General features: G+C 61.7%; 17 protein-coding genes. 8 read left to right on the top strand and 9 right to left on the bottom strand.

Going from position 1 to position 25,465, the window contains the following annotated elements; genetic code table 11:
- Positions 1–4 precede the first annotated feature (4 nt).
- The 3 genes from QF039_RS32330 (at position 5) to ureC (ending at position 2,669) form a co-directional block, all read left to right on the top strand.
- Entirely contained in the window at positions 5–535 is a 531-nt protein-coding gene (locus QF039_RS32330; protein ID WP_008439064.1) for an N-acetyltransferase, read from the top strand.
- Positions 532–840 (top strand): urease subunit beta, encoded by a 309-nt coding sequence (locus QF039_RS32325; protein WP_003217389.1) that lies wholly within the window; start codon positions 532–534, stop codon positions 838–840. The genes QF039_RS32330 and QF039_RS32325 overlap by 4 nt, the downstream gene beginning before the upstream one ends.
- 128 nt (positions 841–968) lie before the next feature.
- Positions 969–2,669 (top strand): urease subunit alpha, encoded by a 1,701-nt coding sequence (ureC, locus tag QF039_RS32320; protein ID WP_307522576.1) that lies wholly within the window; start codon positions 969–971, stop codon positions 2,667–2,669.
- Here ureC and QF039_RS32315 read toward each other — a convergent pair.
- Positions 2,666–7,825 (bottom strand): dermonecrotic toxin domain-containing protein, encoded by a 5,160-nt coding sequence (locus tag QF039_RS32315; RefSeq protein WP_307522574.1) that lies wholly within the window; start codon positions 7,823–7,825, stop codon positions 2,666–2,668. The two genes, ureC and QF039_RS32315, sit on opposite strands and share 4 nt — an antisense overlap.
- 284 nt (positions 7,826–8,109) lie before the next feature.
- Between QF039_RS32315 and QF039_RS32310 the strand changes: the two genes are divergently transcribed.
- A complete protein-coding gene (locus QF039_RS32310) occupies positions 8,110–14,025 on the top strand; it encodes an NEL-type E3 ubiquitin ligase domain-containing protein (RefSeq protein WP_307522572.1) in 5,916 nt (1,971 codons plus the stop codon).
- Between the two features lie 5 nt (positions 14,026–14,030).
- On the opposite strand, the gene QF039_RS32305 is transcribed toward QF039_RS32310, so the two are convergent.
- Together QF039_RS32305 and QF039_RS32300 are read right to left on the bottom strand one after the other, a co-directional pair.
- On the bottom strand, positions 14,031–14,339 hold the full coding sequence (locus tag QF039_RS32305; protein ID WP_003217397.1) for a chaperone modulator CbpM: 309 nt from the start codon (positions 14,337–14,339) through the stop codon (positions 14,031–14,033).
- A gap of 2 nt (positions 14,340–14,341) precedes the next feature.
- Positions 14,342–15,289, bottom strand: a complete 948-nt coding sequence (locus QF039_RS32300; RefSeq protein ID WP_008439071.1) for a DnaJ C-terminal domain-containing protein — start codon at positions 15,287–15,289, stop codon at positions 14,342–14,344.
- Between the two features lie 288 nt (positions 15,290–15,577).
- Here QF039_RS32300 and QF039_RS32295 point away from each other — a divergent pair, with 288 nt between their 5' ends.
- Positions 15,578–16,846: an Hsp70 family protein gene (locus tag QF039_RS32295; protein WP_003217400.1), complete on the top strand. Its 1,269-nt coding sequence runs from the start codon at positions 15,578–15,580 to the stop codon at positions 16,844–16,846.
- 134 nt (positions 16,847–16,980) lie between these two features.
- On the opposite strand, the gene QF039_RS32290 is transcribed toward QF039_RS32295, so the two are convergent.
- The 3 genes from QF039_RS32290 to QF039_RS32280 all read right to left on the bottom strand — a co-directional run bounded on the left by QF039_RS32290 (position 16,981) and on the right by QF039_RS32280 (position 19,353).
- Positions 16,981–17,994 (bottom strand): AI-2E family transporter, encoded by a 1,014-nt coding sequence (locus QF039_RS32290; protein WP_003217402.1) that lies wholly within the window; start codon positions 17,992–17,994, stop codon positions 16,981–16,983.
- 186 nt (positions 17,995–18,180) lie between these two features.
- Positions 18,181–18,495, bottom strand: a complete 315-nt coding sequence (locus tag QF039_RS32285) for a PsiF family protein (RefSeq protein ID WP_003217404.1) — start codon at positions 18,493–18,495, stop codon at positions 18,181–18,183.
- A 63-nt stretch (positions 18,496–18,558) separates the two neighbouring features.
- On the bottom strand, positions 18,559–19,353 hold the full coding sequence (locus QF039_RS32280; RefSeq protein ID WP_003217407.1) for a helix-turn-helix transcriptional regulator: 795 nt from the start codon (positions 19,351–19,353) through the stop codon (positions 18,559–18,561).
- 97 nt (positions 19,354–19,450) lie between these two features.
- Here QF039_RS32280 and QF039_RS32275 point away from each other — a divergent pair, with 97 nt between their 5' ends.
- Positions 19,451–20,347 (top strand): DMT family transporter, encoded by an 897-nt coding sequence (locus QF039_RS32275; protein ID WP_087693122.1) that lies wholly within the window; start codon positions 19,451–19,453, stop codon positions 20,345–20,347.
- Here the strand turns inward: QF039_RS32275 and QF039_RS32270 are convergent.
- Both QF039_RS32270 and QF039_RS32265 read right to left on the bottom strand, forming a co-directional pair.
- Positions 20,340–20,645 carry a multidrug efflux SMR transporter gene (locus QF039_RS32270; protein WP_003217412.1) on the bottom strand — a complete coding sequence of 102 codons (306 nt, stop codon included), beginning with the start codon at positions 20,643–20,645 and terminating at the stop codon, positions 20,340–20,342. The two genes, QF039_RS32275 and QF039_RS32270, sit on opposite strands and share 8 nt — an antisense overlap.
- A gap of 1 nt (position 20,646) precedes the next feature.
- Entirely contained in the window at positions 20,647–21,288 is a 642-nt protein-coding gene (locus tag QF039_RS32265) for an FMN-dependent NADH-azoreductase (RefSeq protein ID WP_102367993.1), read from the bottom strand.
- A 124-nt stretch (positions 21,289–21,412) separates the two neighbouring features.
- On the opposite strand from QF039_RS32265, the gene QF039_RS32260 reads away from it, so the two are divergent.
- Both QF039_RS32260 and QF039_RS32255 read left to right on the top strand, forming a co-directional pair.
- Positions 21,413–22,324 (top strand): LysR substrate-binding domain-containing protein, encoded by a 912-nt coding sequence (locus QF039_RS32260; RefSeq protein ID WP_085984661.1) that lies wholly within the window; start codon positions 21,413–21,415, stop codon positions 22,322–22,324.
- Between the two features lie 98 nt (positions 22,325–22,422).
- Complete coding sequence (locus QF039_RS32255) at positions 22,423–22,953, top strand: bacterioferritin (protein WP_003217418.1); 531 nt, start codon at positions 22,423–22,425, stop codon at positions 22,951–22,953.
- 127 nt (positions 22,954–23,080) lie between these two features.
- Here the strand turns inward: QF039_RS32255 and QF039_RS32250 are convergent, their stop codons facing one another.
- Complete coding sequence (locus QF039_RS32250; protein ID WP_003217419.1) at positions 23,081–25,150, bottom strand: AsmA family protein; 2,070 nt, start codon at positions 25,148–25,150, stop codon at positions 23,081–23,083.
- Positions 25,151–25,465 lie beyond the last annotated feature (315 nt).

Raw genomic sequence — 25,465 nt, 5'->3', positions numbered from 1 at the left:
ACCGATGAACGCCCAACTGCGTCGAGTCAATGCCGAAAGTTTTGCCCATTACCGCCCGGGTTTGATTGAGCTGTTGCTGGACGCCGTGAAGCACGGCGCATCGGTGGGTTTCATGGCCGACTTCGATGAAACCCAGGCCAGCGCTTATCTCAACGGCGTGCAGGCCAGCCTCACCGATGGCAGCCTGCTGCTGTGGGTGGTGGTGCGTGATGAACACGTCATCGCCAGCGTGCAATTGGCGCTGTGCATGAAAGCCAACGGCCTGAACCGCGCCGAAGTGCAGAAGCTGCTGGTGCACAGCGAGGCCCGGCGCCGTGGCCTCGGCCAGCAACTGATGAGCGCTTTGGAACTGAGCGCCCGCCAGTACAAACGCGGGCTGCTGTACCTGGACACCGAAGCCGGCTCCGGCGCCGAAGCCTTCTACCAGTCGCTGCGTTATACCAAGATCGGTGAATTGCCCGACTACTGCCAAAGCCCGGACGGGCGCTACACCCCGACCGCCATCTACTTCAAGACCCTGGGGCAACCTGCATGATTCCTGGCGAATTTCAGATCCAGCCTGGCGACATCGAACTCAACGTGGGCCGGCGCACCGCCACCTTGAGCGTAGCCAACAGCGGCGACCGGCCGATCCAGGTTGGTTCCCACTATCACTTTTTCGAGACCAACGACGCACTGACGTTCGACCGTGCTGCCAGCCGTGGCATGCGCCTGAACATCCCGGCCGGCACCGCCGTGCGCTTTGAGCCAGGGCAGAGTCGTGAAGTGGAACTGGTTGAGCTGAGTGGCAAACGCCGGGTGTTCGGGTTTGCCGGGCGCATCATGGGCGACCTGGATTAATGATCGTTCCCACGCTCTGCGTGGGCATGCATCCTGTGACGCTCCGCGTCACGACCTTCAAGAGCGGACGCAGAGCGTCCAGGGCGACATTCCCACGCAGAGCGTGGGAACGATCAGGAACTAAACACATGAAGATTTCCAGACAAGCCTACGCCGACATGTACGGCCCCACCGTTGGTGACAAGGTCCGCCTGGCCGACACCGAGCTGTTCGTCGAAGTCGAACAGGACTTCACCGTCTACGGCGAAGAAGTGAAGTTCGGCGGCGGCAAGGTGATCCGTGATGGCCAGGGCCAGAGCCAACTGCTCGCCCATGAGGTGGTCGACACCCTGATCACCAACGCGCTGATCATCGACCACTGGGGCATCGTCAAGGCTGACGTCGGCCTGAAAAACGGCCGCATCGCCGCCGTCGGCAAGGCCGGCAACCCGGACATCCAGCCCGGCGTGACCATCTGCGTCGGCGCCAGCACCGAAGTGATTGCCGGTGAAGGCATGATCCTCACCGCCGGCGGCATCGATACCCACATCCACTTTATTTGCCCGCAGCAAATCGAAGAGGCGCTGACCAGCGGCGTCACCACCATGATCGGCGGCGGCACCGGGCCGGCCACCGGCACCAACGCCACCACCTGCACCTCCGGCCCATGGCACCTGGCGCGCATGCTCCAGGCCTCCGACTCATTCCCGATGAACATCGGCTTCACCGGCAAGGGCAACGCCAGCCTGCCGGAGCCGTTGATCGAACAAGTGAAGGCCGGTGCCATTGGCTTGAAGCTGCACGAGGACTGGGGCACCACGCCGGCGAGCATCGACAACTGCCTGAGCGTCGCCGACGAATACGACGTACAGGTGGCGATCCACAGCGACACCCTCAACGAATCCGGCTTTGTCGAAACCACCCTCGCCGCCTTCAAGGGCCGCACCATCCACACCTACCACACCGAAGGTGCCGGTGGCGGTCACGCGCCAGACATCATCAAGGCCTGTGGCTTCCCCAACGTGCTGCCCAGCTCCACCAACCCAACCCGGCCGTTCACCCGCAACACCATCGACGAACACCTGGACATGTTGATGGTGTGCCATCACCTGGACCCGAGCATTGCCGAAGACGTGGCCTTTGCCGAAAGCCGCATCCGCCGCGAAACGATTGCCGCCGAAGACATCCTTCACGACCTCGGCGCGTTCTCGATGATCAGCTCCGACAGCCAGGCCATGGGGCGGGTTGGCGAGGTGATCACACGTACCTGGCAGACCGCCGACAAGATGAAAAAACAGCGCGGGCCATTGCCTGGCGACGGCGAAGGCAATGACAACTTCCGCGCCAAACGCTACATCGCCAAGTACACCATCAACCCGGCGATTACCCACGGCATCAGCCACGAAGTGGGCTCGATTGAAGTGGGCAAGTGGGCCGACCTGGTGCTGTGGCGCCCGGCGTTTTTCGGGATCAAGCCAACCCTGATTCTCAAGGGCGGCGCGATTGCCTCAAGCCTGATGGGCGACGCCAATGCCTCGATCCCGACGCCGCAACCGGTGCACTACCGCCCGATGTTCGCCAGCTTCGGCAGCTCGCTGCACGCCACCAGCCTGACCTTTATCAGCCAGGCGGCGTTGGCGGCAGGCCTGCCCGAGCAGTTGGGGTTGAAGAAGCAGATCGCCGTGGTCAAGGGTTGCCGCGCGGTGCAGAAAACCGACTTGATCCACAACGATTACCTGCCGGATATCGAGGTTGACCCGCAGACCTACCAGGTCAAGGCCGATGGAGTGTTGCTGTGGTGTGAGCCTGCGGATGTGTTGCCGATGGCGCAGCGTTACTTCTTGTTCTAAGCCCCAAAAACGGCACTGATCGCCTGGTCGGTCAGTGTCGTGTTCAGCGCCTTGAGTTCGTTGTCGATCCCGGCAAACGAGGCGTCGTACTCTGCCTGATTCATGGTGGTCCCCGGCAGACTGTTACTGCGCGGCCGACCGAGGATCTCGGCGGTCCTGGCGATGGTGTCGCTCAGGCCCTGCTTGGCCTCGGCAGACAAGCCGCCATCCCTGGCCCATTGCGCTTGCGCGTCCTCGTAGTCGAGCAACGCTTCAAATTTTTTGGAAATGCTCGAGTATTCCACCTTGTGGGCCCGCTCCAAATATTCCTTCCACATCGGCTGCTCAATCAGGTTCTTGCGTAACTGTTCCCCCTGGTCCAACGCTGTCACCTGCGCGTACGCCGCCTCCACCATGGCCGGCGTTACATACTCCTCACGGTACAGCATGGTTCTGGCCTGCCACGGTAAGTCCAGGCGGGCGGAAAGCTGCGCGGTGTAGGCCAGGTAGATCTCGACCTCGTCAATAGGCGGGATCTCATTACCTGCGGTGTCGTAATGAGTGACCAACATGCCCTCCTGGTCATACTCCGTATACCTGGCGCCTTGACTGATCAGTTCTGCCACGCGTGCATGGGAGATCCGCCCCAACTCATCCAGCCGCCACTTGCCCCTGGCCAGCTTGAGTACGCTGCTTCTCACCGCATTCGCGTCCTCATTGGCATAGGCCGAGCGCAACAACACTTCAACCCCCATGGCATTGAACAACTGCGCCCCCGCATCCACGCAAGCGGTGGGGAACTGTGCCATGCGGAACAGTTCCTCTCGCAACTCGGTGTCTTCGCCCATGGCCTCCAGCATGCGCCATACTTTCGCGGTCAGTTCCGGCAGGTAGCGTTGGCCTTCGACGACGGCATCCCCGGATTTGGCCAAGAAGCGAATTTCGTTGAAAAAGGCTTCAGAACCGAAGGCGTCCTCAAGCATTTCCCACAATCGTTGCTTGGATTCCCAATCCTCTTCGGTCAATCCCGTTTTCCAGAGTTTGCTATCGGCCCGGCCTTTGGGCGGAAGCTGACGATCCGGATCGTTACCGGCTGCCTCGATGTATAACCTGAACTGGCTCACGGTTTCAGTACCCAGTAGCTCACGGGAGAGCGTGGTGCGCGCAATGATCCGAGCGTTATCAGAACCCGGCGCAAATACCGGCACGCGGATAAGCGCGTTCTCGCGCAAATCCAGAATGAAACGCCGTGGGCGCGGCAGGCGAAATACGCTGGCAGGCCACTCCTCCAGACCTGTTTCAGCAAGCCACAGCTGGCGCAAATGAGGCATACGGCTCACGTCCGGCGCCAGCCTCAACGGATTGCTTTCAAGCGACAACTCCTTGAGCTGTTTCAGGTTGCTCAAGACCATGACACTTTGCGAATTCAGGACAATTTCATTGCCCCCAAGGTTCAGCTCGGTCAGGTGAGGCATGCTGGCAATGGCCGGCGGTAACCGGGTCAACCGGCAGGCTTGCACGGACAAGCTGCGCAGCCCGCGAAAGTTGGACACAAACCCGTCGACGTCCTCACTGGTCAAGGCCATGCTGCGCAGGGACAGCTTGCTGACGTGATCAAAGTCGGCCGGCAACCGCGGCAGGGTGCGCAACTGCTGGCGTAATTCAACCTCCTCCCACTCGATGGCCTGGCCGAGGTATTGACCATTGCCGTCGATATCCCTCGGTCCGATTCTGCGCCAGGCTGCCTCAAGCGTCTCGACGATCCGCCCCCTGGCCCGATAGATCCGGTTTGCCCCGGGACTGCTCGTCGACGCGCCTTCGCGAGCACTGATCTGCCAGGTTCGCAACGTCTGGGTCAGGTTGCTGAATTCGCTTTCGAGCTCCCTCAACCAGTTGTCGTTGAGTGGATTGCCAAAGGGTCGCAACTGGGCAATTTCGTCGCTGGTGATGTCCGGGTATAAGTTGCGAATACGTTCCTGCAATTTACGCTCAAAAACCCACCCACCGCGCCCACTCAAAGGGTAGCCACGCCGGCCGCCCGACAACTGCGATAACGGTTTGAAAAACGGTTGAGCGGATTGCATTTTCAGCACTTTGCGCAAGGCACTGCGCGACAGTGCATGTTCCTGGATTTTGCCCCGCAACTGCGGACCCTGCCCAACGTCTGGCAAGCCTAGAGACTGGCGATGGGCATCCGTCAGGGCATGTTGCAAGGCGCCGTACAGGTTGTCGACGTCATGCAAACTTTGCCCACTGGCGTCAAACGCTTCGTAGCGTCCATCGCCCCTGTGCACCAATACCTTGCGGTGCGCGGACTCGGGTGAGCCATAACCGGCACGCAGGCTTCCGGCCAGGGAGCCTTCGCGAACCTCAATGCGCAAGCCGTTTCGCCAGCCAGGAAGGCGCTCCAGCGTGTTGAGCGCCAGCGCTTCGGTGTCGACATTGGCCAACTCGTCCAGATAAAGCCCTTCGTAGGCCCGGGCCAAGCGCAGATGTCCAAGTTGCCGGCGCGCTTGCTGCGCCAGCTCCAGGGGAATCTTGCGATTGTTGAGCAGGCTCGCCCGCTGCGAGGGGCTGGCACCTTCCAGCAGTTCCTCGACCATGATCGGGGGCAGGCTTTTGAAGTCGCGCGCGAACAGCTGCAGCTCAGCGCTGCCAGGCATAGGCCGCCCGAGGTATAGGCTGTCGAACACCCGCCGCAGGGACTGTTTTGCATAGATTCCCAGGCGAGCCTGCAACGCCTGGCTACGCAGCGCGGCCCCGTAAGGCATGTGTTGGCCGAGCAGGTTTTTAAGCTGCTCCTCGGGCAAACTCTCGACGATCAACGCCGGCAGCTTGCCGCCGAACAGGTCTATGCGGCTGATGCTGATCAGTTCCGTCCCGGGCGCATGAGGTTGGCCATACAACGCAGCTGTCCTGCTGGTGCCCTGGCCGTCAAATACTTCGATGGTCCTGCCGGGCGGCCAGCCGGTCATTTCCACCATCAACGACGCGGCGTAGCTACCCAGGTCCATCGACATCGACCCCGCAAGGATCTGCCCGCTCAAGCTTTCGGCACGCCCGTAAGCCCGCATGCGCACCGCCGTATCGAGTGTGATGGCCGGAGTGGGCTCGCTTTCCACATACAGCCGGCGCAGCACGCTTTCGTCGGTGTCACTGATCTTGCGCACCTGCTCCAACTGCGTATCGCTCAGGCCTTCCATCACATGGCTCAGTCGCCGCATCAACGGAGCACCTTGCCACGTCAGGGGCTCATCGGCCTCATGGGTCCAGGCGCCAGAACCGTTGTTGACGATCTGAGGCTCATACGCCTCGGGCCTGCTGGGGTGCTGGACCCGGTACACGCCCGGTTCGTCTTGCGCGGTCACGGCGTAGCGATTGCCGTCCACCGACACGACCTGGCGCCCATTGACGGTATGTAGTCCCGCCTGGTCGGGAACCGAGCCTGCCGGCAGTCGGATGTCCTGCGCATAGGGCGCAAGGTCCGGCTTCCACAAGCGGGCCTTGCCCGACGGCAGCCTGACTGCCTTGAGTCCTTCGATAAACGGCGACAGGCTGATATGCAACGCAGCGCCGCCCACCGCCAGTTGCGCGAGATTTTCCAGCACGTCAGCGATATGCGCCCAGCCGGCCTCGCGATCACCCTGGCCGAGTTCAACCACGCCCTCCAGCACTTCGTACAGCAGTTGCCCGGCCGTGACCACCGCCATCAGTGCACCCAAGGGCGGAATGAACATCGACACCAGGTTCAAGGTGAACAGGCCGATGTTCATCAGATGCGCCATCCGCCGGTCGTGGCCAGCCGCGTCGGTGTGAGCGGTGGGTATCGCCATGCTCAACCCATCGTCGAGTGCGCGCTTGCGCATGTCGGCGTACAGCTCGTCCCAAGGGTCGACATCGATCCACAGCCCCTTGATCGGGTGGGCGTTGAGGTTCAGGTTTGGCTGGTCCTGCGGCGTGCGGCTGATATGTCGCGGGGACTTTATGACGGCGTTGATCGCCTGGAGTTCGGTAAGGGATTTTCTAGCGTAGTACTGTCGCCACGCTGGATCAGGGCCCAGGGCCACGCGCCCTTGCGGTTCATCGACGCGTTTCTCGGTGAACCGCCCGTAGTAGTAAGCCAGGTATTTTTTCCCGATGAACCGTGAGAAAAACTGTTGGTGGGCCGTGACCTGAACCCCCCTGCTGTCCCAATAGTCCTCGGGTCTGTAAGCGGTCAGCTCACGGGTCGTTTCCTCTGCATAGTCGGCAAAGGTTTCGTAGCGCTTGATGGGGTGCTCGGGGTGGTCGGGGATGTAGACGATAAGCCAGGTGCCATAGCGGTGCTCCACGCTCGGGTCGATCATGAGGCAGCCGTGCATTTGCAGTTCCATGATACTGGGCCAGCGGTGCCAGACCTGCTTGCCGTCGTGCTTGATGCGTCGCTCGCCATTGGCGATGCGCAGCAGTAGCGCGTAGTCGTCGCTGCGAATATCACCTTTGAGCAACGCCACGTAGGCGGCGGCTCTGAAGGCGTCCTTTTGCCGGGTGATAAAGCGTTCACGCAGCAGGTTCCTGGACACGGTTTGCACGGGCAGCAGGTAGGTGGTGAGGTGTTCCTGGTACAGCCTGCCCAGGTCCAGGTCGCGGCATAACCGGGCGAAGGTCTCGATCGTCAGGGTCGTGGTATGGCGCTCGAAACGGCCATCCGCGCCGGGAGCGGTGATAAAGCCTGAAGCACTGTCGAAGAACCCGGCGCGGGTCTCGCGCGCTTCAAAATTGTTCAAGGCCGCTTGCAACAGGGACAAAGTCTTGGTCCGGTAGCCTGTCGCTAGTCCTTCGACCGGTACATAGAGGCGCAGATGCACCTGGTTGACGTCCAGCTCAAACCCGGCGGCCTTCAACGCGGCTTCAAGCAATGGCCGGGCGAAGGCGTTGACCTCTTGCACCTTGCCGGTCGCTTGCTCCAGTGCAGTGTGAGACTTGATGCTCGCCTCCAACAGGTTTTGCAGCGCAGCCTTCTGTGCCGGGGTGGTGGCCGCATACCAGGCGGGGATCTCTGGCTTGGCCTGCGTGATGGCTGCACGCAGGGCAGGAGATGCGCTGACCAGGCTTTCGGGGATGGCGGCTTTGATCTGTGCATAGTGACGCCCTTCGCCGCCCGGCAGGAGCGAGGTGGAGGCTTGAGGTGCTGGCATAAACGAGTACCGATAGGGAAATTAAGGCAATGACCTTAATCAGTCGCCCCCGGCACTCGGCGGTAGCTATTTGAACGGATTGCCCCCCCTGGACGAACACTCAAAAAGCGCTGGCAGGCTTGATGCACACAGGGGGATTTCCATGGGGTAATTAAGTCGTCGATCCATAGGTAATCCGGGGCCGATGCGTTAACTATTGCGTGCTATCCAGCGGCTTTTCGACTTATTAATCCACAGCGGTTTTCAGTAGCCTTTTTCCTTTGCTTACCCAAAGGAATGCCCCCATGCAGGATGCCCCCTCCGTTACTCCCCTCTCATCTTCCGACGACAACAGTGCGTTCATTCGCCAGGCCATTCCGGACTGGCTGGTACAGGCGCCGGCACACCGCATAGAAGCGTTGAAACAGGCCAGGCTCGAACAGGCGCAGTGGATGGACAGCTTGTCGCCGCTGCAGCGAAGAACCTTGAAGGCGTTCAATGAAACCAGTTTCAAATCCCAACACGCGGTGGATAAACACCTGGCCAACGTCCAGGCACTCAAGCCCTTCGCCATAGGCCTGCTCAACGGCGCGCTGAAAGAACAATTCAACCTCACCGTGGATGTCGAAGGCACCTCTCTTCGTTTGTATGAGCCGCTGAGGCTCGGCACCCTGGGGATCAAGGCCGGCGAATACAAAGTACTGGAGGTGTCGCTGGTGCAGGCTGCCCTGCATAACTTTGAAGCCAGTGAAGGTGAAGAAGGCGCATTCGATCCTGCCTCCGGGTTCACCCAATACCCGGACCGGGAAGGCGCCTCTCCCAGGATCAGCCCGGCACTGACCGTACCCGCCTTTATCAGCCTGTGCCGTACGCTGGACGTGGGTGCCCGCTACCAGGCGCACCTCAAGGAAACATTACTGCCCACCGACGAGACGGCCGCCACCCGGTTGCGCGACGCCGTGATCACCAGCCAGAAGGATGCCCTCAGGGCTGCGGCGTACCTGGCGCTGCTCAAGCAGGACATTCTCCCGGATGACTTCACCATGGTGCTCAAGGTGGTCGACGGCGAACGCAACCCGACGCTGGGCGGCAAGCCGGTGTGGTTCAGTTGCCTGAGCGTGATGGACCGCGCGCTCATGGGGAGCGTGGTGTTTACACCGGTGGAAAAATATCGCTATGCCACCGACTTCATCGTCTACCTGCCCCACGATCCGGAGCACCCGCTCAAGCGCTACAACAGCCTTGATGCGCTGAAAACCGAACTGAACCGCCAGTGGGTGGCGCGCGACAAAGCGCCAAGCGAATCCGGCAATAACAACCGCCCGACGCCCACGAGCTACCAGCATTTTTTCAGCCAGTTTCTCAATGAGCATGACAAGCCGGCGTTCTTCAACCGGTTTACCGAACCCGCTGCGGACTCCACCGCCGCCGTCGACGCAGTAGCGCGTTCGCCGGTGACCCAGACAATGCTGCAACTGGCCTTCCCGGTATTGACTACGACGGTCATGCCCCAGTCGCTTCCGCCCCCGAAAGCCGGCTGCAGGGTGGTGAAGACGGGCGCTCCCGACCTGTACCTGATGGTGGTCTCAAGACACGGCCTGTGGGCTGACAACGTCGACCTGTGGGCCAACCTGTTTGAGCATGGCCGCGACAAGGCCCTCGGCGATGCGCGCGACCAGGCAGTGCCCACCGCCGATGTCGACGCCCGGGTGCGCGGGCAAAAAATCGCCCGTTGGCTGGAGGCCGGCGCTACCGTGCTCGGCCTGGGACTGGCGTTCGTCCCGGTGCTCGGCGAAATCATGCTGGCCGCCATGGCGGGCCAATTGCTCTACGAAACCTTCGAAGGCGTGATCGACTGGGGCGAAGGCGACCGTGATACGGCCAAGGCGCACTGGTTCGACGTCGCGCAAAACCTGGCCGCCATGGCGCTGCTGGCCGGCGCGGGGAAAGGCCTGCAAAAACTCGCTGCACCGCCTACACCCGCGTTGATACAGGGGCTCAAGCCGGTTCGTTTGCCAGGTGGCGAGCTACGGCTATGGAAGCCGGACCTTACGCCTTATCGCAGCCCCGTCGTATTGCCCAAGGACGCCGCGTTTGACGACCTGGGCTTGCACAGCCACGACCAGCAGCCGCTGCTGCCCCTCGACGATCAACTGTATGCCGTCAAACCCGAGCCCGACGGCGACACCTATCGCATACAACACCCCACACGCTCCGACGCTTATGCCCCGCAGGTGACGCATAACGGCGCGGGCGCCTGGCTGCATGAAGGTGAAGAGCCACTGACCTGGGACGGCCCGGCGCTGATGCGCCGCCTGGGTTATCGCACCCGGGGCTTGAGCGACGCACAACTGGAACAGGCACGCCTGGCCAGTGGCACTCGCGCCGATCAACTGCGCCAACTGCATGTGGACCTGCAACCGCCGCCCGCCCTGTTGAGTGACAGCCTGGCGCGCTTTGGCATCCATCAGCGGATCGAGACGTTTATCGAGAAGATGGGCAGTGACGACCCGCTGGATTATGCGCTGGCCGACCCGGCGATCACCGAGCGCGTGGTGGCGCACCGAGGCTTGACCTATCCGGCGGTCCTCGACCCGACTCCCCGGGTGCTGGACGAACAGACGATGCTGTGGCGCCGCGAAGTTGCCCAGGCTGCCCGGGACAGTCGGACCTCGCTGTTCGACGCGGATTATCGCGCCCATAACCTGACCCGCTCGCCCCCGGTACAGCAGCTCATGGACAGGTTTTCCGGCCTGCCGGCGGAGGTTGCCAGGCAGTTGCTGGAAACCGCCACGGACGCGGATTTAACTGCGCTGAGTGGCCATCAGCAGTTGTCACCAAGGCTCACCGCCCTAGCGCGCGAAAGCCAGCAGCAAGTGCGCATGGCACGGGCCTATGAAGGCTTGTTCCTCGACACCCTGCAGAGCCCGGACAGCCTGCGCTTGGCCCTGCATACCCTGCCCAGCTTGCCGGGTTGGGACCCGAGCCTGCGGGTGGAAATCCGCTTGGGCAGCGAACAGGGGCCCCTGATCGACGCCGTCGGTCCAGAGGCCGACGCACCGCCGCTGATGCTGGCGATGGGTGAAGACGGGGCGTTCGGCGCCACCGACCTGTATGGCGCCGTTCTGGCACGCCTTGAACAGGGCCAGCGTCGAGCACTTGGCGAAGCCGCACGCGACGCCGGCACCCTGAAGCAGCGGGTGCGACAAACGCCATTGGCCCGGGACGAGCTGCGCTCGGTGCTGCTGGAATACCCGCTGCTGCGCAAACCCTTGGCAGGAGACCTGCGCCTGCGGGGCGGCTCCCCGCTGCACAAACTCACTCAATTGCGCAGCACCCATACGCGGGTGCGCAAGCTGTATCCGGGGTTCAGCGACGAGCAGGCCACAGCCTTCATCGAGACCCTCGGGAGCGATGCGCGCACTGAGTTGACGCGCCGGGAAGACCAATACGCCGCCCTCAAACGCGCACTCAAGGACTGGGTGAAACGCAGTGCCCGAGAAGATACGAGCCGGCGTCCATTTGAGGTAAACCCGGGACGCCGGGAGCAGTCAGTGGCCGATGCGTTGAGAGATTGCTGGCGCCGACAGACCGTGGACCGTGCCGGGGCCTACACCGGGCGCCGACTGGAAATCAGCGCCCAGGTGAACCTGCCCAAACTCAACGCCGATTTTGGCCATGTCGAGGAGTTGGTTCTCGACTACGTGAGCTTCACCGACGGCCCCGGGCAGTTCCTTGGCAACTTCCCCAATCTGAAACGTTTGACCCTCAAACAAGTCGGCGGTATCGGACGCCATACGCTGACCGAACTGCCCGAAGCAATCACGGCCATAAAGGCGCTGACGCACCTGGACCTGTCGAAAAATGCCATCCGCCTGAGCGAAATCAGCGCCGGCCAACTGGCCGGCCTGAGCCGCCTGGAAGAACTGTGCCTGAACGACAACCCCTTGGGCACCCTGCCGGATTTCAGCCCGCTGCTACGACTGCGAAAGCTGGAGCTGCGTGACACCCGGATCAATCAGTGGCCCACAGGCCTGCTGGAACTGCCGGAGCTGAGAGAAGTCGACCTGTCCGGCAATCACCTGAGCGCGGTGCCCGACAGCCTGCTCAACCCAGCCCCCGAAAACGTGGAAGCCAGCATCCGTCTCAACCGCATGACCCGCCTGCGTGACAACCCATTCACCCCGCGAGCCAATCAGCAGATGCGGGCGTACATCGCTCGCCTGGCACAAACTCGCCCGGGCTGGCGCAACGGCGGCCTGCCTGGCGCATTCGAAGTGCCGTTGAGCCACACCAACGAAATGCTGCGGGCCAGAGCGCTGTTTCCCGGCTTCAGCGAGGAGGAAAACGAACAGCTCGTACTGCATGCGGGCGATAGGGCGCCGGACGAACTGACGCGCTTGGAGCGTCAATGGCAAGCCTTGAGTACCCAACTGGACGCCTGGGCCAGGCAACGGTTCCTGATCGCCGCCGACGACGCCAACCTTCGCGTCGGCGACGCCAGCCACCGCCAGCAATTCGCCCGAAGCCTCAAGGAGTGCTGGCAGCGCCTGACCTCCAAAGCCCTGGCCCGAGATGGTTCTTCCATCGGCTACATCTTCGAGGCACTCGGTTTGAGCATTGGTGACTTGCCGGCGCTGGACGCGGATTTCAGCCATGTAGGATCGATAGAGCTACGCGGTATGCGATCGTTGCACGGACTGGATGAGTTTCTCGGGCACTTCAACCACACCCGCTGGCTCAACTTGTCGAATAGCGAGCTGCGCACCATTCCGTCTTCCGTGGCGAGAATGACCCGGCTGACCCAACTCGACCTTGGCGGCAACCGGCTGCCTCTGGGCGAGGCCGACGTGGAGCTGCTGCAGGGGCTTACCTCGCTCAAGATCATTAAATTGAACGGTAACCCCTTGGTACGCACCCCGGATTTCAGCACCCTGCCAAACCTGCGCGGGGTGTGGCTGGGAAGCACCGGGATCACTGAATGGCCGCAGGGCCTGGGACCGCTCCACACCCTGGATTTCGTCGACTTGAGCAACAACCGCATCACGGAGCTGCCCGCCGCCCAGATCAACCCGTCGCCCGAGCAGGCGGCGACGGCCATCCGCACCAACAACGTCACGTTTATCGGAGGAAACCCACTGACGGCAGAAGCCCAAGGTCAACTGGCTGAATACTGGCTCAATGTGGCCTCCCGCCACCCCGAGGCAGAGGAGGGCCGGCATCCACGCGCGATGCGCTATCGGGCGCCACGGCCTGCGGAAGTCGAGGCAGGAGCGCCACCGGCACAGGTCGCGGACGACACGCCGGAACCAGCCTTCCAACACTGGATGAGTGGGTTGTCACCCCGGCAGATAGATCAAAGACGCGTCCTGTGGGAGTCGATTGCCGACAAACCCGGCTCGCAAACCTTCTTCGGCATCCTCAACAACCTCAAAGACTCGGCGGAGTACCGTAGCAGCTACCCCCAACTGCAAACGCGCCTGTGGGATCTGCTCGACTCGGCCCAGCACGATGGCTTGCGTGAAGAGCTGTTCAACATTGCGAGCGACCCACGCTGTGGCGATCGCGCTGCCCTGGTGTTCAGTGATATGGAAATCAGGAAGCTGACGTGGGATGCCACCTATGGGGCCAGCGACGATGAGGCGGGGCCGGCACTGCTGGACCTGGCCAAGGGGCTGTTTCGCCTGGACGAGGTGGAATTGTCAGCAAGCGGGGACATTCGGGTTCGGGAAGGCGCGATTCGCCTGTCGAGCATGACCCCAGAACAAAAAATGAGCGCCCTGGCAGGCATTGAGGACGTTGAAATCCGGCTGGCCTATCGCATGGGTTTGACACAGCGCCTTAACCTGCCCGGACAACCCGGTGAAGCCCGCTACCTTGCAACCGGCCAGGTGGCCGCCTCGGACCTGAATAATACCGCCGTCAGAATCGAACGACTGGACAACTCCCCAGCGTTCGTCCAGTCATTGTTGGGCCGAGAATTCTGGCAGGCTTTCATTCGCAAGCATTATGACGAAGCGTTCAGCAACCTCAGGGAGCCCCATGATATGCGTTTGCACCGGTTGTCCGAGGCATACGATGCGGGTGCCCTGAATGATGAGGAGTACGCAACCCAGGCTGAAAATGTGCAACTGCAACTGGCCGTGGACGAGGCGCAACTGATTCGCTCGCTGACCCTGCGCGACTGGGTGCCGTGCAAGGCGCGCTGCAGCATCACCTGATGGATTCAGGGCGTTTGCACCAACCGCCCCAGCCGTTGCTTGAGCATCTGGTTCTCGGCCCGCAGTTGCTGGACTTCCTCCAGCAGGTCGAGCGCCAGGGCGACGCCTTCCCATTCCAGCTCCAGGTCCTTTTGCAGCGCCGAGGCGCGCTTGGCCAAGGCCAGTTCGTAATCGGTGAAGCGCCAGGACTCGGGACTGGTCCCCACCGGTTCAACGATGCCGTGCTCGACGATTTCGATCACGTAGGCCACCGACAGGTCGGTGGCCTCACAGAATTCTGCCATGTTCACTTGAACCAAACGGGGACTGCTCATTGTTAGCTACTCCATGATTCTCTTGGATCGAAGGCGGCTTTTTGTGCCAGTTCCTGCCACAACGCCTTGACCTCGTCGTCGGTGTTTTTCGGCATCACCGCCTTGAGTTGCACAAACAGGTAACCGCGCTGCCCGGCCTTGTTCAACAAGCCATGGCCCTTGGCGCGCATGCGCTGGCCGTTCTGGCTGCCGGCCGGCACCTTGAGGTTGATCTTGCCGGTGAGGGTCGGCACCGCCACTTCCGTGCCCAACGCCAGCTCCCACGGGGCGAGTGGCAGGGTGATGATCAGGTTCTCACCTTCCACATCGAATTTAGGGTGTGGCGCGAACTTGATGATCAAGTACAGATCACCATTGGCACCACCGCCAATCCCCGGCGCGCCCTGGCCCTTGAGGCGGATGCGCTCGCCGTCGGCCACACCGGCCGGGATCTTCACGTTCAGGCTCTTGGTGGTGTTGCTGACGTGCTGGCCGGCCGCGTTGTATTGCGGCACCTGGAAGTTGACCTGCTTGGACTCGTTGGACAGGGTCTCTTCGAGGAAGACCGGCAGTTCCATTTCCACATCTTGCCCTCGACGCCCGGCACTGCGGCCCTGGGCACCACCAAAACCATTGCCGCGCGAACCGAAGATCGAGCTGAAGAAGTCCGAGAAGTCGCCGGTGTCCTGGCCACCGCCGCCATAGCCACCACGGCTCTGCCAACCTGGCGGGCCCTGGAACGGCTGGCCATGCTGGCCGTACTTGCGCAGATCGTCGTATTCGGCGCGCTTGTCGGCACTTTTCAGCGCTTCATAGGCTTCGGACGCGTCCTTGAACTTGGCTTCAGCGTCCTTTTCCTTGCTCACGTCCGGGTGATATTTGCGCGCCAGCTTGCGATAGGCGGCCTTGATCGCCTTGTCGTCAGCGGTGGGTTCTACACCGAGAATCTTGTAATAGTCTTTGAAGTCCATCGGGGGCATCACCATCCATTATCGATATCGCACTGCCAGCGTCACAGCATGCGCCTGTTTGCGGCGTCTGGATTGACCGATCTCAATCTTGTGACCGAAGGGTGCGTCAGAAGTTTATCGGCGCTGCGGGCAGAATCCTGCAGCCACCAACCGTATGGGGAGGATTTGGGGGCAAAGGCCGGGCTTTCAAGGTAACAAGTGCGTTGTATTTAGCGGATAGTCGGCCTACGCATCTGCACGCGGGTGGCATACACTGCGCGGCCGTTTTTCAACCGGAACCCGATTGACATGAAAAACCCATCCCCAGCCCGTGCCTGCGGTATCGACTTCGGCACGTCCAACTCCACCGTCGGCTGGATTCGTCCCGGCATGGAAACGCTTATCGCGCTGGAGGACGACAAGATCACGCTGCCGTCGGTGGTGTTCTTCAACTTCGAAGAGCGCCGCCCGGTGTACGGTCGCCTGGCCCTGCACGAGTACCTGGAAAACTACGAAGGCCGGCTGATGCGCTCGCTCAAGAGCCTGCTGGGTTCCAAGCTGATCAAGCACGACACCAGTGTATTGGGCACGGCCATGCCGTTCACCGACCTGCTGGCGCTGTTTATCGGCCAACTCAAGAGCCGCGCCGAGACCACCGCCGGGCGTGAGTTCGACGAAGTGGTGCTGGGCCGTCCGGTATTTTTCGTCGACGACGACCCGATGGCCGACCAGGAAGCCGAGAACACCCTGGTGGACGTGGCCCGCAAGATCGGCTTCAAGGACATCTCGTTCCAGTACGAACCGATTGCCGCGGCCTTCGACTACGAGTCCACCATCGAGAAAGAAGAGCTGGTGCTGATTGTCGACATCGGCGGGGGTACCTCCGACTTCTCCCTGGTGCGCCTGTCGCCCGAGCGCCGCCAGATCGACAACCGCCACGACGACATCCTCGCCACCGGCGGTGTGCACATCGGCGGTACCGACTTCGACAAGCAACTCTCCCTGGCCGGCATGATGCCGCTGTTCGGCTACGGCAGCCGCATGAAAAGCGGCGCCTACATGCCCACCAGCCACCACATGAACCTTGCGACCTGGCACACCATCAACTCGGTGTATTCACAGAAATCCAAGCTGGCGCTGGGCAGCATGCGCTACGACATCGAGGACACGGGTGGCATCGACCGCCTGTTCAACCTGATCGAACAGCGCGCCGGGCACTGGTTGGCGATGGAAGTGGAAGAAACCAAGATCCAGCTGACCCGGCAGGACAGCCGCCATGTGCTGCTGGACCGGGTTGAGCCAGGGCTGAGCGTGGAATTGAGCCGGGCGTTGTTCGAGTCGGCCATCGATGGCTTGCTGGAGCGGGTGCGCAATGCGGTGACGCAACTGCTCAACGACGCCTCGGTGGACGTGGCCCAGGTAGACACGGTGTTCTTTACCGGGGGTTCCAGCGGGATTCCGGCGCTGCGCCACAGCATCTCGGCGATGCTGCCGAATGCGCAGCATGTGGAAGGGAATATCTTTGGCAGTATTGGCAGTGGTCTGGCGATTGAGGCCAGCAAGCGCTACGGCTACTGAGTTTTAGCTGAAACCGTGGCGCGCCCTTCGCGAGCAAGCCCGCTCCCACATTCGGCTGCATTCCAAAGTTGGAACTCGGTCAAATGTGGGAGCGGGCTTGCTCGCGAAGGGGCCAGTCCAGGCAACATCAATGCCTAAACCATCCCCGCCAGCTTCAACTCACTCTTCAAGTACGCATAATAAATCGGCCCCGCCACCACCCCCGGCAGGCCGAACGCGGCTTCGAACACCAGCATCGCCAGCAACAATTCCCACGACTTGGCACTGATCTGCCCGCCGACGATCCGCGCGTTGAGGAAGTACTCGACCTTGTGGATCACGATCAGGTAGCCCAACGCCGCCACCGCCACCCAGATCGACAGCGACAAGGCCACGATGGTGATCAGGGTGTTGGACATCAGGTTGCCGATCACCGGCAGCAGGCCCAGCAGGAACGTCAGCACGATCAACGTCTTGGTCAACGGCAGGTGGATCCCGCACAACGGCAGCACCACCGCGAGGAAGATCGCGGTGAACGCGGTGTTCAGCGCGGCGATCTTGATCTGCGCGAAAACGATGTTGCGAAAGGCCTGGACCAGCAGGTGCAGGCGATCAAACAGCGCGGCCGCCAGGGGTTTGCGCTTGGTCAGGTCCGGCACCCGTTGCAGGGCGATGATCGCCCCCAGCACCATGCCGATCAGCAAGGTCACGAACATGTGCGCGGCGTCTTTGCCCACCAGTTGCAGTTCGCTGAGGTGTTTGCTCAGCCATTCGCCGATGGCCACGCGGAACTCGGCGGCGCTGGCCGGCAGGTAGGCGTCGAGGAACGGCGGCAACTGGCCGCGGGCACGGTCGACCACGCCCATGAACTTATCGAGGGAGGCCCCCGGGTTTTCCGCTTCGTGCAGCAGGAAGCTGATGGCCCCGGCGAAGATCAGGGTCAGGATGCTGACGATCAAGGTTCCCAGCAAGGCTACCGCCAACCAGCGCGCACGCCGGCCTTCGATCAACCGCTGCAACTGCGGGGTGAGCATGTTGACCAGCTCATACACCAGCAGCCCGGCCAGCAGGCTCGGCAGCAACTTCAATGGCAAAACCAGCAGCAGCCCGCCAAAAATCAGCACGCAACTGACCAACAACAACACGTGACGCTGAGAAAACGTTGGCATACAGCCTCAAAACGAACGGCGTTAAAGGATGGGCAGTCTGCCAGCGTTGGGTGAATCAAGCGAGAAGTCTAAACGCGGTCCAATGTGGGAGCTGGCTTGCCTGCGATGGCGGTGGGTCAGCCAACAAAGGCATCGACTGTCAGGTCGCAATCTTGGGCAAGCCAGCGCCCACAGAGTTCTGCATCATTATTTCTTCAGGCAGGTGCTCATAAAGGTTTTACGCGCATCGCCGGTCAGCGCCTGGGTTTTCGCGGTGGCGTTGCAATCTTTCATCTTCTGTTGCTGTGGGGTCAGGGTCTTGGCGTCGTTGGCCGCCGGGGCCGCCTTGAGGCAGTTGCTCATGAACGCCTTGCGATCATCACCGGTCTTGCCACTGGTCTTGGCTTCGGCGTTGCAGGTAGTCATTTTTTGTTGCTGAGCCGTCTGTGCGGCAGTCGCGGCAAAGCCTTGGGAACACAGCAGCAGGCCCATCATCAACAGCGGAATACGCAGCATCTTCATGGAGTTTTCTCCCTGTTACCGTGCCGAGGGGCACGGCCTCCCCAGCAGTGTAGTCAAACCCTGTTACACCTTCCTGCCGCGTATATGGGTCCGGCGATACTGCTCCGGCGTGCAGCCGGCCTGGCGCTGGAACATCGCGATAAACGCCGAGGCCGTGCTGTAGCCCAGGTCAAACGCGACTTCCTGGACGCTGCGCGCGCTGTCCAGCGCTTCGATCGACGCCAGGAACCGCAGGCGTTGGCGCCATTCGCCGAAGCTCATCCCCAGCTCACGCACAAATTGCCGCGCCAGGGTGCGCTCACTGACATGCACCTGCTGCGCCCACTGGGCCAGCGCGCGGTTATCGCCAGGGTCGGCCTGCATGCCCTCCAGCACACTGAGCAACCCGGGATGGCTGGCATACGGCAGGAAACAATCGTGCACCGGCGCCTGCCTGAGCTGGTCTACCAGCACCTGGGCCAGGCGCACGTCGGCTTCGTTCTCGGGAATGTTGACATCACGCTCGGCGAAATCACTGAGGATCGCCTTGAGGATATCGCTGATGGTCAGGGTGCACGGCTGCGCCGGCAATTGCTCGCACAAGGCGGGCGCCAGATATACGGAGCGGTAGACGATCGCCTGGGCGTTGTAGGAACTGTGCTGGGTGTTGGGTGGGATCCATACCGCATATTGCGGCGGCGACATAAAGCGGCTGCCGGCCACTTCAAAGCGCATCACGCCACGGGCCGAGTAGTCCAGGGAACCCCAGGCATGCTGGTGGGCGCTGGCGTGGGTGTCGGCCTCGAATTCCGAATAACGGAAATACACCGGGGCCGGCAGCTGGTCAAAATCGGGAAGGTTGATGTACTTCTTGAGCATGTTGTCTGGATACAAAGGTCGGATGGCTGGATCGAAGTATAGGCTTCGATCCAGACAAAGGATAATCACCGCTCATAGACGCAACTGGTTCTTTTCGATGCAATACGCTTATCCGTTACTGGCCATTTTTATCTGGGCCGGCAATACCGTGGTCAACAAACTCGCGGTGGGGACGATTTTCCCTGCCGAGATCGGTTTTTACCGCTGGCTTCTGGCCGGCCTGCTGTTTACCCCGTTCATGCTCAAACCCGTCATCGCCAACTGGCCGCTGATTCGTCCCAACCTGGGCAAGATCTTCATCCTCGGCGTGCTGGGCATGGCGGTGTACCAGAGCCTGGCGTATTACGCCGCGAACCTGACCTCGGCCACCAATATGGGCATCATCCTCTCGCTGATGCCACTGATGGCTCTTACCGCCGCAATCATCAGCCTTGGCCAGCGCCTGACCTTCGGCGCCCTGACCGGTGCCGTGCTGTCGTTTGCCGGCGTGGTAGTGGTGGTTTCCGCCGGTAGTCTCAGCGCCCTGCTGCAACACGGGCTGAATATGGGTGACGCGATGATGCTGGTGGCCACCCTCGCCTACGCGGTCTACAGCACCCTGCTGAAAAAATGGCAGCTGCGCTTGCCGCCACTGGTGTTGCTGTACCTGCAGGTGCTGGTGGCGGTGGTGGTGTTGTTTCCGCTGTTCCTGCTCTCCGACAAGGCCGGCCTTGGCTGGTCGAATATCCCGCTGGTGCTGTACGCCTGCCTGCTGGCCTCGATGCTCGCGCCGCTGGCCTGGATGCATTCGGTGAAGACCCTCGGCCCAAGCCGCACCACGCTGTTTTTCAACCTGCTGCCACTGATCACCGCGTTGATTGCCGCAGTGGTGTTGAAGGAGCAACTGGCGATGTATCACCTGGTGGGCGGCTTGCTGACCCTGGGCGGGGTGATTTTGTCGGAGCGCTGGACGACGCCGGTTCGCAGCAATGTCAGCGCGCAGGAAGCTACTTGAGCCCCACCACTCCGGCGACGATCAAGCCCACCGACACCAGCTTGATCAGCGTCAGGCTCTCCCCCAGCAACGCGAACCCGAGAAACACAGTGCCCAGTGAGCCAATGGCGGTCCAGATCGGGTAGGCCACGCTCACCGGCAACTCACGCATGGCCAGGGTCAGGAAGTAGATCCCGCCCACGGCCGCGACGACGGTGACCAGCGACGGCCACAGCCGGGTGAAACCGTCGGCGTACTTCATGCCCATGGCGAAGGTCACCTCAAAGCCGGCGGCGATCAGCAGGAAAAGCCACGACACTTCAGAAGCTCCCGGCCAGGTCGCGCAGTTGCCCTTCGACTGCATCGCAGGAACGGCGGAAAACGCTCGGGTCGGACTCTTCGCCTTCTGCGGCGATCACCGTGACGTCTTCAATGCCGATGAACCCCAACGCGGTCCGCAGGTGCGGATCGGCGTGGTTCATCGCCTCGTTTTCCCCGCCCGGGCCAAAGCCGCTGCCGCCGCGACTGGTGATGATCAAGGCCTTTTTGCCCAACAATAACGGCTGGTACTGGGCGATACCCTGGCTGTCCTGGGTGATATCCACGGTGAGGCCCATGCGCACGATCTGGTCGATCCAGGCCTTGAGGCCGCTGGGAATCCCGAAGTTGTACATCGGTACGGAAATCACCAGCAGTTCGTGCTCGACGAGCTCGGCTACCAGCTCATTGCTCAGTTGCAAATCGGCGTGCATGGACAACGGCATCGCCTGCGGCTCCGGGTGGAAGCTGGCGGCAATGAACGCTTCGCTGACGTGGGGGATAGACGCCCGGCCCACTTCGCGGCGGGTCAGCTGCGCGTCGGGATTGGCGGTGTGCCAAGCGGCCAGGAACACCTCGGCAAGGCGCCGGGAGTGGGAACGTTCGCCGCGGGGGCTGGAATGGATCGCAAGCATTTTTTTCATCTGTAGGCCTTCACACGCTAGACTCAGGCAACCTGAATGGCTGCCTCTGTTGCGCATAAATCTAGAGCCGAGCGGCCACCCTCACAAATGAGCAATAGTTGTTTTGGATGAACTGAATTCATCCATGGAGCCACACATGTTTGCTTCGCTGCCCCTGACCGCCCTGCGCGCCTTTGAATCGGCCTCGCGCCTGTTGAGCTTCAAGGCCGCCGCCCAGGAGTTGTCGGTCACGCCGACGGCGGTGTCCCATCAGATTCGCTCCCTGGAAACCTGGCTCGGCGTACCGCTGTTCGAGCGCCTGCCGCGCCAGGTGCGCCTGACGGAACGCGGCGAACGCCTGTTCCACAGCCTGCACGGCGCCTTGCTGGACGTCGCGCAAAGCGTCGACACCCTGCGCCCGCAGCGCAGCGCCGGCAATCTCACGCTCTCCACTACGCCGGCGTTTGCCGCTCTGTGGCTGGTGCCGCGACTCGGGCGCTTCTATGCCGCCCATCCGGATATCAGCCTGCGCCTGGACACCAACTGCGCCGTGGTCGATTTACAGCAGGATGCCAGCGTCGACCTGGTGATCCGCTACAGCATCGACGACTACACGAACCTCTACGGTTTGTGCCTGTTCGACGAATGTTTCGCCGTGTATGGCTCCCCCGAACAAGTCGCCCTGGCGCGCGAGCGCACCCCGACCCTGATCAGCGTGCGCTGGCACAACTCCAGGCTGTACGCCCTGGGCTGGCAGGCCTGGTGCGAAAAGGCCGGGGAAGATTGGTTGCAATCCGCTTCGCCGCTGCGCGAATACGACGAAGAACACTACGCCCTGCAAGCGGCCATCGCCGGCCAGGGCCTGGTGCTGGCGAGCAATATCCTGGTCTCGGAAAGCGTCGCCAGCGGGTTGCTGGTGCCTTACCGGCCACAGGTCCGCGTCAACGGCGCCGGCTACAGCGCCCTGTGCGTACCGGGACGGGAACGGCACCCGCCGGTCCGGGCGTTTTTTGAGTGGTTGCAGGAGGAAGCGCGGCTGTCGGGGCACGCTCTGTAAAATCCGATAAAACTTTTTGCGTTGCCTGGGACTCACAACTTGGAGCGATCACGCCGGCAGAGCGTGGCGCAAAACCGGATTAGTACCAGGAGAATGAGATGACTGACTCACATTTGTCTGACGTAGCCACTTTACGTGACCGCGCCCGCAAGAACGTCGAAAACGGTGCCGTGACCGAAGGTTATGACGCCGACCGCCAGGAAATCCTGCGTCTGCTCAACGAATCACTGGCCACCGAGCTGGTGTGCGTGCTGCGCTACAAGCGCCACTACTTCATGGCCAATGGCGTCAAGGCGCATGTCGCCGCCGAGGAGTTCCTCGAGCACGCCACCCAGGAAGCCGAACACGCCGACAAGTTGGCCGAGCGTATCGTGCAGTTGGGTGGCGAGCCGGAGTTCAACCCCGACCTGCTGTCGAAGAATTCCCACGCGCAGTACGTGGCCGGCAATACGCTGAAGGAGATGGTCTACGAAGACCTGGTGGCCGAGCGCATCGCGGTAGACAGCTATCGCGAAATCATCCAGTACATCGGTGACAAAGACCCGACCACTCGCCGGATCTTCGAAGACATCCTGGCCCAGGAAGAAGAACACGCCGACGACATGGCGGATATTCTGAAGGACCTGTAAGCCTTTCCCCGATCGTTCCCACGCTCTGCGTGGGAACGCATCTTGTGACGCTCTGCGTCACGCCCTGAGAGCGGACGCGGAGCGTCCAAAGCGGCGTTCCCACGCGGAGCGTGGGAACGATCATCAGCTAGCCTTTCACTGTTTTAGGTGCCTTGCCTTCCTTCATCTGTTGCAACAGCGGCGCACACTGGTTCGGCTCATCGCCGCTCGGTGCCACCAGCGCCAGCAAGCCCGCCGCCGGGCCGGCAATCACACCCAAGGCAACCATGCCCGCACCACGCAGCATCAGCGGCACCGCCTTCACGCCAGCATTCGGTTTGATAAACGGCCCGTTGACGTACAACGGCGAGCGCAGGGAAAACAGGCGGAAGCCTTTGGACTCCGGAGTAATGGTCAGGTCAAGCTGCTCGCTGGCCATGTTCGCGGTGCCATCGATGTAGATGATCGCGTTCTCGGTATCGAACACAAACAGGCGAGTCGTCGCCAGGCCCGACTTGATGCCGAAGTCTGCGGCCGCACAGTTGATCTTCACTTCCTTGTCGCCAAACAGGCGGCCGACCACGTAGTTGCCGACGTTGAGCCCGGCGATTTCCATCAGTCCGCGGCTGATGGCGCCGTCGTTGATCAACATCTTCAGATCGCCATTCGACGTGCCAAGCAATGCCGCGACGGAGTTGCCGCGCCCGGAAATGTCCGCGTCGCCGTTGAGCTCACCGAAGCTGGTTTTCATCGGCTCGAAGGTCGGGAACAGCTGCTTGAGCTTGAAGTTGCGCGCGGTGAGTCTGGCCTGGCCTTCCATCGGCGTGGTGCGCCCGTTGAGACGAATCTGCGCGTCGAGCTTGCCGCCGGCCACGCCGAAACGCAGGGGCTCCAGGCTCAACTGCCCGTCATTCAGCACCAGGTGAGTGTAGAGATCGGTGAACGGCAATTCGGCACTGTGGACGATGCGTTTGCCGGTGAATTCGACGTCGGCATCCATGTCGCGCCAGCGCTCGGTGCGGAACTCTTCCACTGGCAGCACCTTGGTCGCCGGCTGCTTGCTTTCGCCGCCACGGGCTTTTTGCTTGGCGTTGGAGTCGGCGCCGATCAGCGGCGCCAGGTCGGTCATCAACAGCTGGTTGGAGACCAGCGCCCCGGTGAGCTTGGGCCGCGGCTGGCTGGCGACGTAGCCGAGGTTGCCGTGGATGTCGCTGTTGCCGATCTTGCCGTTGAAGTTTTCATACTGGAACGACGCGCCACTGGCCTCATGCAACTTGGCGATCAGGTGGCCGTCGGTGGAATAGGCCGGCGAATCCGGCAGGGTCACGCCGGTCAGGGGGTACAGGTTGCCCAGGCTGCTGCCGGAGAGTTTGAGGCGCAGGTCGAGGGCGCCGAGGTTCATCGGGTCGGTCAGGGTGCCGGCCAGCGCGATGCTGGTGTCGCCGATCCTGGCCTGGGCTTGCAGCGGGAACGGCTTGGCCGCGTCCTGCAAGGCCAGCAGGCCACCGATCTTGCCGGTGCCATCGAGTTTCTGGCCGTGGTATTGGCCCTTGACCTTGAGGCCGAACGCGTAATCCTGCGGCGCCGAGCCTTTTTCCAGGGCTTTCCTGGCGTCGGCATCGCCGACGATCTCGCCGAAGGGGATCGGCTTGCCGAGCAGGTCGATCACGACGTCGAGCTGGGTCTTGAGAGTCTGGTCGTCGAGGGTCACATGGCCTTTGTCGAAGCCGATGGCGCCGATGTCCACCACCCAGTTGGACGGTTCGGCATTCGGGTCCTTGGGGTCGAACTTGAAGGTCCAGTTGGCGCGGCCATCGGCCAGGCGCTGCAACTGCGCACTCGGTTCGGTGAGGTCGATACGCGGGATCACCACGCGCTGGGCCAGCAACGCCAGGGGCGAGATACGCAACTCCACGCGCTTGAGGGTGACCATCTGCGGGGCTTTCGACCAGTCGGGATTGCCCAGGGTCAGGTCTTCGGCAATCACATGGGGCCACGGAATCCAGGCGCGCCAGCCACCCTCATCGGGCTCGCGCTGCCACACCACTGCCAGGTTGCCATTGATGGCAAACGGTCGATGCAGTTCTTCGGAGACCTTGGCGTTGAGGGGCGGCTTGATCCGGTTCCAGTCAAAGAACACCAGGACCAACACCACAATGGCGATTAACAAAACGAAGCTGGCGCAGCTCCAGGCGAGAATTTTACGAGTGCGCGTCATTGCACAGGACTCCAGGTTACGACTGAGCGGGCGCTTTGCGGCGCGCGTTTTGACTACAGCTTATATGGCTACGACTGACAAACGGCGCGGGGGTTTAACCCCATTGATGAATTCCTCATAAAAACCGCCTTTCCTGACCAACCAGACAGTTTCAATCATCAACGACGCACCGTTGTTACCCACGTTCGTGTCGAAAATACCCACCTCGGTGCAAAAGCGCGGGCTTGAGACCTGCGAGATAGAGCCTTCGCAGGGAACAATCAATTCTGTTGATTATTACCATTGTGTTTATGAACTTTTATATCGACTTATCAA

Source organism: Pseudomonas sp. W2I6 (assembly GCF_030815935.1).
Classification (GTDB): Bacteria; Pseudomonadota; Gammaproteobacteria; order Pseudomonadales; family Pseudomonadaceae; genus Aquipseudomonas.
The sequence above is the reverse complement of the archived record's forward strand: the minus strand, read 5'-3'. Positions and strand labels throughout refer to the sequence as shown.

Bases quoted from the DNA above. Each gene is read 5' to 3' on its own strand.
- QF039_RS32330 (WP_008439064.1), top strand. From the start codon at position 5: ATGAACGCCCAACTGCGTCGAGTCAATGCCGAAAGTTTTGCCCATTAC.
- QF039_RS32325 (WP_003217389.1), top strand. From the start codon at position 532: ATGATTCCTGGCGAATTTCAGATCCAGCCTGGCGACATCGAACTCAAC.
- ureC (WP_307522576.1), top strand. From the start codon at position 969: ATGAAGATTTCCAGACAAGCCTACGCCGACATGTACGGCCCCACCGTT.
- QF039_RS32315 (WP_307522574.1), bottom strand. From the start codon at position 7,825: ATGCCAGCACCTCAAGCCTCCACCTCGCTCCTGCCGGGCGGCGAAGGG.
- QF039_RS32310 (WP_307522572.1), top strand. From the start codon at position 8,110: ATGCAGGATGCCCCCTCCGTTACTCCCCTCTCATCTTCCGACGACAAC.
- QF039_RS32305 (WP_003217397.1), bottom strand. From the start codon at position 14,339: ATGAGCAGTCCCCGTTTGGTTCAAGTGAACATGGCAGAATTCTGTGAG.
- QF039_RS32300 (WP_008439071.1), bottom strand. From the start codon at position 15,289: ATGGACTTCAAAGACTATTACAAGATTCTCGGTGTAGAACCCACCGCT.
- QF039_RS32295 (WP_003217400.1), top strand. From the start codon at position 15,578: ATGAAAAACCCATCCCCAGCCCGTGCCTGCGGTATCGACTTCGGCACG.
- QF039_RS32290 (WP_003217402.1), bottom strand. From the start codon at position 17,994: ATGCCAACGTTTTCTCAGCGTCACGTGTTGTTGTTGGTCAGTTGCGTG.
- QF039_RS32285 (WP_003217404.1), bottom strand. From the start codon at position 18,495: ATGAAGATGCTGCGTATTCCGCTGTTGATGATGGGCCTGCTGCTGTGT.
- QF039_RS32280 (WP_003217407.1), bottom strand. From the start codon at position 19,353: ATGCTCAAGAAGTACATCAACCTTCCCGATTTTGACCAGCTGCCGGCC.
- QF039_RS32275 (WP_087693122.1), top strand. From the start codon at position 19,451: ATGCAATACGCTTATCCGTTACTGGCCATTTTTATCTGGGCCGGCAAT.
- QF039_RS32265 (WP_102367993.1), bottom strand. From the start codon at position 21,288: ATGAAAAAAATGCTTGCGATCCATTCCAGCCCCCGCGGCGAACGTTCC.
- QF039_RS32260 (WP_085984661.1), top strand. From the start codon at position 21,413: ATGGAGCCACACATGTTTGCTTCGCTGCCCCTGACCGCCCTGCGCGCC.
- QF039_RS32255 (WP_003217418.1), top strand. From the start codon at position 22,423: ATGACTGACTCACATTTGTCTGACGTAGCCACTTTACGTGACCGCGCC.
- QF039_RS32250 (WP_003217419.1), bottom strand. From the start codon at position 25,150: ATGACGCGCACTCGTAAAATTCTCGCCTGGAGCTGCGCCAGCTTCGTT.